General features: G+C 74.9%; 10 protein-coding genes, 1 tRNA gene and 1 other RNA gene. 4 read left to right on the top strand and 8 right to left on the bottom strand.

What is annotated here, in order from left to right:
- Positions 1-131: 131 nt before the first annotated feature.
- Positions 132-1,475: a uracil-xanthine permease family protein gene (locus ACRYM0_RS18960; RefSeq protein ID WP_432507402.1), complete on the top strand. Its 1,344-nt coding sequence runs from the start codon at positions 132-134 to the stop codon at positions 1,473-1,475.
- A 19-nt stretch (positions 1,476-1,494) separates the two neighbouring features.
- Here the strand turns inward: ACRYM0_RS18960 and ACRYM0_RS18955 are convergent, their stop codons facing one another.
- The 8 genes from ACRYM0_RS18955 to ffs all read right to left on the bottom strand — a co-directional run bounded on the left by ACRYM0_RS18955 (position 1,495) and on the right by ffs (position 9,360).
- On the bottom strand, positions 1,495-1,674 hold the full coding sequence (locus ACRYM0_RS18955) for a hypothetical protein (protein ID WP_432507401.1): 180 nt from the start codon (positions 1,672-1,674) through the stop codon (positions 1,495-1,497).
- Positions 1,675-1,788: 114 nt separating this feature from the next.
- Positions 1,789-3,210, bottom strand: a complete 1,422-nt coding sequence (locus ACRYM0_RS18950; protein WP_432507400.1) for a GntP family permease — start codon at positions 3,208-3,210, stop codon at positions 1,789-1,791.
- A gap of 124 nt (positions 3,211-3,334) precedes the next feature.
- Positions 3,335-4,402, bottom strand: a complete 1,068-nt coding sequence (locus ACRYM0_RS18945) for an aspartate-semialdehyde dehydrogenase (RefSeq protein WP_432507399.1) — start codon at positions 4,400-4,402, stop codon at positions 3,335-3,337.
- Complete coding sequence (locus ACRYM0_RS18940; RefSeq protein ID WP_432507398.1) at positions 4,399-5,691, bottom strand: aspartate kinase; 1,293 nt, start codon at positions 5,689-5,691, stop codon at positions 4,399-4,401. The genes ACRYM0_RS18945 and ACRYM0_RS18940 overlap by 4 nt, the downstream gene beginning before the upstream one ends.
- A 114-nt stretch (positions 5,692-5,805) precedes the next feature.
- A complete protein-coding gene (locus ACRYM0_RS18935; RefSeq protein ID WP_432507397.1) occupies positions 5,806-6,411 on the bottom strand; it encodes a DUF5063 domain-containing protein in 606 nt (201 codons plus the stop codon).
- Positions 6,404-7,003 carry a recombination mediator RecR gene (recR, locus tag ACRYM0_RS18930; protein WP_432497166.1) on the bottom strand — a complete coding sequence of 200 codons (600 nt, stop codon included), beginning with the start codon at positions 7,001-7,003 and terminating at the stop codon, positions 6,404-6,406. Before recR ends, ACRYM0_RS18935 begins: the two co-directional genes overlap by 8 nt.
- 64 nt (positions 7,004-7,067) lie before the next feature.
- Complete coding sequence (locus ACRYM0_RS18925) at positions 7,068-9,221, bottom strand: DNA polymerase III subunit gamma and tau (protein ID WP_432507396.1); 2,154 nt, start codon at positions 9,219-9,221, stop codon at positions 7,068-7,070.
- A gap of 42 nt (positions 9,222-9,263) precedes the next feature.
- Positions 9,264-9,360, bottom strand: an RNA gene (gene ffs / locus ACRYM0_RS18920) — signal recognition particle sRNA small type.
- Positions 9,361-9,468: 108 nt separating this feature from the next.
- Here ffs and ACRYM0_RS18915 point away from each other — a divergent pair.
- The 3 genes from ACRYM0_RS18915 (at position 9,469) to ACRYM0_RS18905 (ending at position 10,601) form a co-directional block, all read left to right on the top strand.
- Positions 9,469-9,553, top strand: a tRNA-Ser gene (locus ACRYM0_RS18915).
- 106 nt (positions 9,554-9,659) lie between these two features.
- Positions 9,660-9,959, top strand: a complete 300-nt coding sequence (locus ACRYM0_RS18910) for a type II toxin-antitoxin system VapB family antitoxin (protein ID WP_432507395.1) — start codon at positions 9,660-9,662, stop codon at positions 9,957-9,959.
- 12 nt (positions 9,960-9,971) lie between these two features.
- Positions 9,972-10,601, top strand: coding sequence for a LytR C-terminal domain-containing protein (locus ACRYM0_RS18905; protein WP_432507394.1), 630 nt, complete (start codon positions 9,972-9,974; stop codon positions 10,599-10,601).
- The last annotated feature ends 52 nt before the right edge of the window (positions 10,602-10,653 follow it).

The following is a 10,653-nucleotide window of genomic DNA, read 5'->3' as shown; positions in this document are numbered from 1 at the left end:
CGGTGATCTTGCACGCGTGAACCCTCAACCGTGCAAGATCACCGCAGGGGAGGGGTGGGGTGCCGCCGACGCCCTAGCCTTCGTCCGCCCCCGGCGCGCGCCGGGGGCGAGCGGCGAGCGGAGGAGGCGGCGTGGCGGGCATCGGCTGGCGGGTGCACGGCGACGGGCGGGAGGTGCGGCCCGGGGCGGTCGTGGAACCGGGGGAGCGGCTCAGCTGGCCGCGCACGGTGGGCATCGGCCTGCAGCACGTCGTGGCGATGTTCGGCGCGACGATCCTGGTTCCGGCCATCACCGGGTTCCCCGCCGCGACGACGCTCTTCTTCTCCGCCGTCGGCACCGCGCTGTTCCTGCTGATCACCGGCAACCGGCTGCCCAGCTACCTGGGGTCGTCGTTCGCGTTCATCGCCCCCATCGGCGCGGCCGTCGCCACCGGCGGGCAGGCGGTCGCCGCGGGCGGGATCCTGCTCACCGGGGTGCTGCTGGCGCTCGTCGGCGCCGTCGTGCACCTGGCGGGCACGCGGTGGATCGACGCGCTGATGCCCCCGGTCGTCACCGGCACGATCGTGGCGCTCATCGGGCTGAACCTGGCCCCCACCGCGTGGGGGACGTGCCAGGCGGACGGCTCCTGCTCGGGGTTCCGCGCCGCGCCCGTGACCGCCCTGGTCACCCTGGGGGCGATCGTGCTGGCGACCGTGCTGTTCCGCGGGATGCTCGGGCGCCTGGCGATCCTCGTCGGCGTCGTCGTCGGGTACGCGTGCGCGGTGCTGCGCGGGGAGGTCGCCTTCGACGCGGTGCGGCAGGCGGCGTGGTTCGGGCTGCCGGAGTTCACCGCGCCGTCCTTCGACGCGAGCGTCCTGGGGCTGTTCCTGCCGGTGGTGTTCGTCCTGGTCGCCGAGAACGTCGGCCACGTGAAGTCGGTGGCGGCCATGACGGGCCAGGACGTGGACCCGCTCACCGGCCGGGCGCTGCTCGCCGACGGCCTGGCCACCACCCTCGCCGGTGCCGGGGGCGGGTCGGGCACCACCACCTACGCGGAGAACATCGGCGTCATGGCGGCCACGAAGGTGTACTCCACGGCCGCCTACTGGGTCGCCGCCGCCGCCGCGCTGGTGCTGAGCTTCTCGCCCAAGTTCGGCGCGCTCGTCGGCTCGGTGCCCGCCGGCGTCCTGGGCGGGGCCGCGACGCTGCTCTACGGGATGATCGGCGTCCTCGGCGCCCGCATCTGGGTGCAGAACCGGGTCGACTTCTCGAACCCGGTGAACCTCACCACCGCGGCGATCGCCCTCGTCGTGGGCATCGCGAACTACAGCTGGGTGCCGCGCGAGGGCCTGGCGTTCGAGGGCATCGCCCTGGGCACGGCCGCCGCGATCGGCGTCTTCCACCTCATGCGGGTCCTGGCCCGGTGGCGGGGCACCTCGCAGGAGGCCGCGACCCCGGCCTCGGTGCCGGGGGGCAGCGAGCTCGAGGACCGCTGACACCCCCGGCGCGCGCGGCTCAGTCGGGCAGCGGGCCGTCCTCGGCGCTGCGCTCCGGGCTGATGTTGCTGCCCTGGTCCTCGCCCTGCGGGCCGGTGCCCGGGGCGGTGGGCGGGGCGCCGGTGCCGGGGTCGGCGGCGGCGATCTCGACCTCGCCGGCGTCCTTCTCGTGCGGGGTGAAGGGTTCCATCATCGACACGGTCGTCTCCTCCTGAGGTCGGCTGACGTCGGCAACGCCCCCAGCCGACCACGTGCGCCCCCGGTCCGCGACCGGGGGCGCACGTGGTTCAGGACCCGTTCACGAACCGGTGGTTCACGAGACGATCGCGTACAGGATCCAGACCAGCGCGAACGCCATGATCCCGACCGCGGTGGCGATGACGCTCCACGTGCGCAGGGTCGTGGCGGTGTCCAGGCCGAGGAAGCGGCCCACCAGCCAGAACCCGGAGTCGTTGACGTGCGAGAAGGAGATCGCCCCGGCGGCGACGGCCACCGTGATGCAGGCCAGCTGCAGCGCCGACAGGGTCGGGTCGGCCGTCACGGCGGGTGCCAGCAGGCCCGCGGCGGTGGTGCCGGCCACCGTCGCCGAGCCCTGTGCGATCCGCAGGGCGACGGCGATGATGAACCCGGCGAGGATGAGCGGCAGCCCGGCGGCGTTGAGGCCGTCGGCGAGCGCGCCGCCGATGCCGGTCACGGTGAGCACGCGGCCGAACATGCCGCCGGCACCGGTGATGAGGATGATCGAGCACACGGGCGCCAGGGCGTCGTCGACGAGGTCCTCCAGGCGGGAACCGACCTTGCCGCGGTTGGGGCGCACGACCAGCAGCAGCAGCGCCAGGACGCTGGTGATGAGCAGCGCCACCGGGGTGGCGCCGATGAGCTGCAGGACCACCACGAGCGCGTTGTCCTCGGCGACGCCGTAGTTGGTGACGGCCGTGTTCGCGGCGGTGCCGCCGAAGATGAGGACCAGGGGCAGCAGCAGCACCAGCAGGATGACGCCGAAGCGCGGGCGCGGCTGGTCGGTCGACGGGGTGCCCAGCAGTTGCGGCACGGGCAGGAACGGGCTGCGCCGGGCCAGGACGAGCGCGAGGCGGTAGCCGGCGACGTACCAGGTGGGCAGGCCCACCAGCAGCGCGACCACCAGGGTCAGGCCGACGTCGGCGCCGAGGATGCCGGAGGCCGCGACGGGACCGGGGTGCGGCGGGACGATCGCGTGCATCATCAGGAACGCGCCCGCGGCCGGCAGCGCGTAGAGCATCAGCGAGCCGCCCAGGCGCCGCGCCACCGTGTAGATGATCGGCAGCATGACGACGAACGCGGCGTCCAGGAAGATCGGGAAGCCGTACAGCAGCGAGGCCACCGACAGGGCCAGTGGAGCCCGCTTCTCGCCGAAGCGGTCCACGAGGGTGTCGGCGAGGACCTGCGCACCCCCGGAGGTCTCGACGATGCGGCCGAGCACGGCGCCGAAACCCACGAGGAGGGCGACGGTGGCCAGCGTGTTGCCGAACCCGCCGGTGAGCACGCCGACGAGCTCGCCGGTGGGGATGCCGGCGACGAGCGCGGTGAGCAGGCTGACGATGACGAGCGAGTAGAACGCGTGCAGCCGCACCTTGATGATGAGCACGAGCAGCACCGCGATCGCCAGGACGGCGGTGATGAGCAGGAACGCGGTGGACCGCGGTGAGGTGATCTCGGCGGCCTGCGCGGCGAACGCCGCGGGCAGGTACGTGGACATGCGGGCGAGCCCTTCGTCGGTGACGGACGCCCCGCACCCTACCTGTGATTTTCTATACAACCGCTTCCCGTGGACGCACGACGGCCCGCCACCCGGGGGTGGCGGGCCGTCGGCGCCGGTGCGGTCAGGCGGTCAGCTCGGCCGCCACGAGTTCCGCGATCTGCGCGGTGTTCAGCGCCGCGCCCTTGCGCAGGTTGTCGCCGCACACGAACAGGTCGAGCGTGTTCGGGAAGTCCAGCGCCTGGCGGATGCGGCCGACCACCGTCGGGTCCCCGCCCACCGTCGTGGCCGGGGTCGGGAACACGCCGTTCGCCAGGTCGTCGCGCACCTCCACGCTGGGCGCCGCCTCCAGCGCCGCGGTCGCCTCCTCGACGGAGACGTCCTGCGCGAAGGTGGCGTGCACCGCCAGGGAGTGCGTCGTCAGCACCGGCACCCGCACGCAGGTGGCCGACACCTTCAGGTCCGGGATGCCGAGGATCTTGCGGGACTCGTTGCGGACCTTCAGCTCCTCGCTGGTCCAGCCGTCCTCCTTCAGCGACCCCGCGACCGGGATGACGTTCAGGACGAGGTTCTCCTGGAACGGCGAGTCCGCACCGAGCTTCGCCTCCACGGCGGCGGCGGTGTCACCGGCGCGCTGGCCCAGCGTGCGCTGGCCGGCCACGACCTCGAGCTCGTCGTAGAGCCGGTCCACGCCGGGCTGCCCGGCGCCGGAGGCGGCCTGGTAGCTGGCCACGACCAGCTCGGTGAGCTGCCACTTCTCGTGCAGCGCGCCGAGGGCGTCCATCATCGTCAGGGTCGTGCAGTTCGGGTTGGCGATGATGCCGCGGGGGCGGTTGCGGGCGGCGGCGCCGTTGACCTCCGGGACCACCAGCGGCACGTCCGGGTCCATCCGGAACGCCCCGGAGTTGTCCACGGCCACCGCGCCGCGCTGCGCGGCGACCGGCGCCCACTGCGCGGACACCTCGTCGGGGACGTCGAACATGGCGACGTCGACGCCGTCGAAGACCTCCGGCGTCAGCTCGCGCACCACGACGTCCTCACCGCGCACGCGCAGCACCTTGCCCGCCGAGCGGGCCGACGCCACCAGGCGGATCTCGCCCCACACGTCGGGGCGCTCGGACAGGATCCCGAGCATCACGGAGCCGACGGCGCCGGTGGCGCCGACGACGGCGAGGGTGGGCTTGCGGCTCATCGTCCGGTACCTCCGTAGACCACGGCTTCTGCTTCGGCGTCCAGGCCGAACGCGGTGTGCACGGCGCGCACCGCGTCGTCGAGCTGCTCGGCGCGGGTGACCACCGAGATGCGGATCTCCGAGGTGGAGATCATCTCCATGTTGATGCCCTGCGTGCCCAGCGCGTCGAAGAACGTCGCGGACACGCCCGGGTGTGAGCGCATCCCCACCCCGATCAGCGAGACCTTGCCGATCTGGTCGTCGAACTCCAGGCGCTCGAAACCGACAGTCGACTTCACCTTGTCCAGGGCCGTCGCCGCCGTCTGGCCCTCCGACTTCGGCAGGGTGAAGGAGATGTCGGTGAGGTTGGAGGCGCCGACGGAGTTGTTCTGGACGATCATGTCGATGTTGATCTCCGCCTCGGCGACCGCCTTGAAGATGGCGGCGGCCGTGCCGGGGGTGTTCGGCACCCCCACCACGGTGATCTTCGCCTCGCTGCGGTCGTGCGCGACGCCGGAGATGATCGGCTGTTCCACGGTTTCCTCCACGGCGTGGGAGCTGAGGCCGGCGGGGACGGGGGAGTCCGTCACCCAGGTGCCCTCGTGCGCGCTGAAGGAGCTGCGCACGTGGATGGGCAGGTCGTAGTTCCGCGCGTACTCCACGCAGCGCAGCATGAGGATCTTCGCCCCCGACGCCGCCATCTCCAGCATGTCCTCGCTGGCGATGCGGTTGATCTTGCGGGCGGTGGGCACGATCCGCGGGTCGGCGGTGAACACGCCGTCCACGTCGGTGTAGATCTCGCAGACGTCGGCCCCCAGCGCCGCCGCCAGCGCGACGGCCGTGGTGTCCGAGCCGCCGCGGCCCAGCGTGGTGATGTCCTTGGTGTCCTGGCTGACGCCCTGGAAGCCGGCGACGATGGCGATGGCGCCCTCGTCCAGCGCGCTGCGGATGCGCCCGGGCGTGACGTCGATGATGCGGGCCCGCCCGTGCGAGGAGTCGGTGATGACCCCCGCCTGCGACCCGGTGAACGAGCGCGCCTCCAGGCCCAGGTTGCTGATCGCCATCGCCAGCACCGCCATCGAGATGCGCTCGCCGGAGGTGAGCAGCATGTCCAGCTCGCGGGCCGGCGGCATCGGGGTCACCTGCTCGGCCAGGTCGATCAGCTCGTCGGTGGTGTCGCCCATCGCGGAGACCACCACGACGACCTCGTGGCCGGCGCGCTTGGTCGCCGCGATCCGCTTGGCGACGCGCTTGACCCCGTCCGCGTCAGCGACCGAGGAACCGCCGTACTTCTGCACCACGAGAGCCACGACGGGCGATTCTACGGAAGCGGTGCGGGTGCTCCCGCCCGTGCTCACGCCCGGGCGTGCGGGCAGGGCAGTCCGGGTGCGCCCGGCCGTGCGGACTGGGCGTTCTGACCACCCTCAGGGGTGCAGGGCGTCGAACTCCGCGTCGGAGGCGGTCTCGGCGTCCACGTCCAGGCGCAGGTGCCCCAGCAGGGACTGCAGCACCCGCAGCGCGGCGCTGGAGCGCACCCCCCACGAGGACAGGTACGAGAACTGCCACCACCACAGCGCCTCGGTGACCTCGCCGCGTTCGAAGTGCCGCACGCCGTGCACGAGGTCCGCCGCCACGGAGGCCAGGTCGTCCGACAGGGCCCCGCGCACCAGGTGCGCGTCGGTCAGCGGGTCCGCCACGTCGGCGTAGTCGTCCACGCCCTCCAGGACGTTGGCCAGGCCGGCGCGCACCGGGTCCACGTCCGGGTCCGGTCCCGCGTCCGGCTCGAAGCGGCGCGCCGGGACGACGTCGGCCACCGCGCCCAGCCGGGCGCCGGTCACCTGGAGCTGGCTGAGGGCCAGCAGCAGCACCGACAGGGCGGTCGAGCCCAGCTGCCCGCTGGCCACCTCGGTGACGGCGTCGAGGTAGTCGCGCGCCTCGAGGGCGGTCGTGGCGGCCAGCTGCGCCAGCTCCACGGCCTCGGCGGCCTCGGCGGCCTCCGCGCCGGTCGTCTCGATCGCCTCGTCAGCCATCCAGGGACCTCCGTCCGGCGAACGCCCGCCCCAGCGTCACCTCGTCCGCGTACTCCAGGTCGCCGCCCACGGGCAGCCCCGAGGCCAGCCGCGTGACCTTCAGGCCCATCGGCCGCAGCAGCCGGGCCAGGTAGGTGGCGGTGGCCTCGCCCTCGAGGTTCGGGTCGGTCGCGATGATCGTCTCGGTGACCTCCCCGGAGCTCAGGCGCGCCAGCAGCTCGCGCATCCGCAGGTCGTCCGGGCCCACGCCCTCCATCGGGCTGATCGCCCCGCCCAGCACGTGGTAGCGGCCCCGGAACTCGCGGGTGCGCTCGATGGCGACGACGTCCTTGGACTCCTCCACCACGCAGATGACGCTCGGGTCGCGGCGGGGGTCGCGGCACACCCGGCACAGCTGCTCCTGGGCGACGTTGCCGCACACCTCGCAGAACCGGACCCTGCTCTTGACCTCGGTGAGGACCTCGGCGAGGCGGCGCACATCGGCGGCGTCGGCGGACAGCAGGTGGAACGCGATGCGCTGCGCGCTCTTGGGGCCGACGCCGGGCAGCCGTCCGAGCTCGTCGATCAGGTCCTGGACGACTCCTTCGTACACGCGGCGAGCCTACGTGCCGGCACCGACACCCGGCGCCGCCCCGCCGACGGGCGCCGGCCGCCGCTCAGCGCCCGTCGTCGGTGGAGATGACCTTCCCGCCCAGCAGCTGCTCCACGACCGCCGCGCCCACGAGCTGGGAGTCCTCGGCGTCCTCGTCGTCGCGGCTGGGCACGTCCTCCTCGGGCGCCGGGGGGGCGGCGGCCGGGGCCGGCCACGGGGCCTGCTGCTGCGGCGCGGGGCGCTGGGGCCGGCGCGGGGCGGACAGGTGCTCCTCCCCGGGGTCGTCGATGGGCGCCTCCGGGGGCGGCACGTCGTCGTCGGGACCGGCCAGGCCGGTGCTCGCCGGCGCCGGGGCGGGCGGCTGCGGCGGCCGCGCGGGGGTGGGCGCCGGTGCGGGTGCGCCCCGGCCGCCGGGGCCCTCCGCGGCACCACCCGCGGGACGGGCCCGCCTCGGTGCCCCGCGACCGCCGCGCGGTGCCGCGCCCTCGGCCCCGGCGGCCTGGACGGCGGCCTCGATGCCGGTGACCTCCAACAGCGCCTCGGCGACGAACCCCGCGTGGTTGCCGCGACCGAACGTGGACGCCAGGCCCGGGGTCTTGAACTGCAGGGTCAGCACCCCGCCGCGGCAGTCCTGGACGGTGGCGTTCTCCGCCACGAGCGACCACGTCGTGCGCTTCAGCCGGAACAGCGCGCCGAGCACGTCCGTCCACAGGCGCCGGACCGCCTCGGCCTCCGAGGCGCCGCCGGGCGCGGGGGGTGCCGCGGCCTCCGCAGCCGCACCTTGCGCGGGCGCCGTCGGGGCGGGCGCAGCGCCGGCCCCCGGGCCGGGGGAGGGCGCCGCGGGCGCGCCCGAACCGGGCGTGCGGGCGGTCGGCCAGCCGTCGTCCGCAGCGGGTGCCGGGGCCTGCTGGGCGGGCGCCGGCTGCGCGGGCTGCGCGGTCCGGGCGGGCGTCGGCGGGTCCATCGGCGCGGGCGCGGGCGCGGGCGCGGGAGCCGGTGCGGCGGGTGCGGGGGCGGGTTCGCGCACCGCTGCGGGGGCCTGGGCCGCGGGCACCGGCAGCCCCGCCGCCAGGCGGCGCTCCAGCCGTTCCAGCCGCGGCCCCAGGCCGCCGTCGGCGTCCGCGCCCGGCAGCAGCAGCCGCGCGCACAGCAGCTCCAGCTGCAGGCGCGGGGAGGTCGCCCCCGTCATCTGCTCCAGGCCGGCGGCCACGACGTCGGCCGCCCGGGACAGCTCGGCGCGCCCGAGGTGGGCGGCCTGCGCCCGAAGCCGCTCCAGGGCGTCCTCCGGCACCGCCAGCGCGTCGGCGGCGCCCTCGCCCACGGCGGCCACGACCACGAGGTCGCGCAGCCGCTGCAGCAGGTCGTCGGCGAAGCGGCGCGGCTCCTGCCCGGACTCCACCACCCGCTCGACCGCCCGGAACACCGTGGCCCCGTCCCCGGCCGCGATCGCCTCCACCACGTCGTCCAGCAGCGAGGCGTGCGTGTAGCCCAGCAGCGAGACCGCCACGTCGTAGGTGACGCCCGCGTCGCCGGCGCCGGCGATGAGCTGGTCCAGCACCGACAGGGAGTCGCGCACCGACCCGCCGCCGGCCCGGACCACCAGCGGCAGCACGCCCTTGCCGATGCCCACCCCCTCGCGCTCGGCCAGCTCGCCGAGGTAGGTGGTCAGCCGGGCCGGCGGCACGAGGCGGAACGGGTAGTGGTGGGTGCGCGAGCGGATCGTCGTGAGGACCTTGTCCGGCTCGGTCGTGGCGAAGACGAACTTCACGTGCGGCGGCGGCTCCTCGACCGTCTTCAGCAGGGCGTTGAAGCCCTGCTGGGTGACCATGTGGGCCTCGTCGAGGATGTAGACCTTGAAGCGGTCGCGCGCCGGGGCGAACGTGACCCGCTCGCGCAGGTCGCGGGCGTCGTCGACGCCGCCGTGGCTGGCCGCGTCGATCTCGACGACGTCCACGCTGCCGGGGCCGCCGTTGGCCAGGTCCCGGCAGGAGTCGCACGTGCCGCAGGGGGTCGGTGTCGGCCCGGCCGCGCAGTTCAGGCAGCGGGCCAGGATGCGCGCGCTGGTCGTCTTGCCGCAGCCGCGCGGTCCGGAGAAGAGGTACGCGTGCGTGACGCGGCCCTTGGCGATCGCCTGGGACAGCGGCACCGTGACGTGCTCCTGGCCGATGACCTCCGCGAAGCTCTCGGGCCGGTAGCGGCGGTACAGGGCGCTCGTCACGACCCCGAGGCTAACCCGCCCCGCCGACACCCCGGCCGGGACGTGAGGGACCCCCCGCGCACCCGCCAGAGCCCGCCTACCCTTGCTGCCTTCCGGCCCTGGGGGGGTTCAGCTGGATGACGCCACGCGAGGGGTCTGCGACCACTGTACGGGGCGCCGCCGCGTGCGGTCCAACCGCCCGCCGTCCCGCCCGCCGCGCCCCCCGGGGTCGAGGGCACCGGCCGGGGCGCGCTACGCTGGGGGCACTGGAGGATTCGCCTAGTGGCCTATGGCGCACGCTTGGAAAGCGTGTTGGGTTAACGCCCTCGCGGGTTCAAATCCCGCATCCTCCGCAGGCCGAGGGGCCCGCACCCGAGAACCGGGTGCGGGCCCCTCGTCGTCCCCGGCCTCGCGCGTCCTGCCCCCGGGCGAGCACAGCGCCGCCTAGACTCACTCACCGTGATCTTCCAGGCGGTCGGTGAGGAACGCCCCTACCCGGTGCACGGGTACGAGACGACCAGCCAGTGGTCCACCGTGCCCCCGCGGCAGGTGCGCCTGGACGAGCTGACCACCACCCGGCGCACCCTCGACCTGGACGCCCTGCTCGCGGAGGACTCGACGTTCTACGGCGACCTGTTCGCCCACGTCGTGGCCTGGCGCGGCCGCCTGTACCTCGAGGACGGCCTGCACCGCGCGGTGCGCGCCGCGCTGCACCAGCGCCAGGTGCTGCACGCGCGCGTGCTCACGCTCTCGGAATGACAGGAGGACCCCGTGGACGAGCAGCGCGACGGCGCCCGGTCCCAGGACCAGCCCGACGACGGCGTCCTGCCCGGCGCCGCGGCGGAGGAGGACCTCGACGAGGTCTCCTACGAGCGGCTGCACCGCCGCCGCCTGCGCCGCCGGCGGCGGCAGCGGATCGTCTTCGCGGTCGTGGTGGTGCTCGTCCTGGCCGTCGGCGGCGGCGCGGCCCTGGTGTGGACCGGGCGCTGGCAGCCGGGCGCGGACCCGGTCGCCGCCTCGCCGAGCCCGACGTGCGTCCCGCCGGCCGAGCAGCCCCTGCCGGCCCCCGGCGAGGTGTCCGTGGAGGTCCTCAACGGCACCGACCGCACCGGCCTGGCCGCCGGGGTCGCCGACGAGCTGCGCGGGCGGGGCTTCGCCGTCCCCGACATCGGCAACGCCCCCGTGGCCGCCGGGCCCGTCACCGCGGTGGTGCGGTACGCGCCCGAGCTGCTGGCGCAGGCGCGCGCGGTCGGCGCCCGCTTCCCCGAGGCCCAGCTCGTCGAGGACCCCGTGGCCACCACCGTGGAACTCACCCTCGGCGACGCCCACCAGCAGCTGCTCCCCGAGGACGCCCTGGCACCCCCCGCCCCGCCGGAGGGCGCTGCCGCCCCGGCCTGCTGAACGGACGCGCCCGCCCCGGCACGGCGAAGGCCCCCGGTTCCGCGGAACCGGG

This window comes from Kineococcus arenarius subsp. arenarius (assembly GCF_050871845.1).
In the GTDB taxonomy this organism is placed as follows: Bacteria; Actinomycetota; Actinomycetes; order Actinomycetales; family Kineococcaceae; genus Kineococcus.
The sequence above is the reverse complement of the archived record's forward strand: the minus strand, read 5'-3'. Positions and strand labels throughout refer to the sequence as shown.

What these genes read in the sequence shown, in the direction of transcription:
- ACRYM0_RS18950 (WP_432507400.1), bottom strand. Translation starts at nt 3,210, where the DNA reads ATGTCCACGTACCTGCCCGCGGCGTTCGCCGCGCAGGCCGCCGAGATC.
- ACRYM0_RS18945 (WP_432507399.1), bottom strand. Translation starts at nt 4,402, where the DNA reads ATGAGCCGCAAGCCCACCCTCGCCGTCGTCGGCGCCACCGGCGCCGTC.
- ACRYM0_RS18935 (WP_432507397.1), bottom strand. Translation starts at nt 6,411, where the DNA reads ATGGCTGACGAGGCGATCGAGACGACCGGCGCGGAGGCCGCCGAGGCC.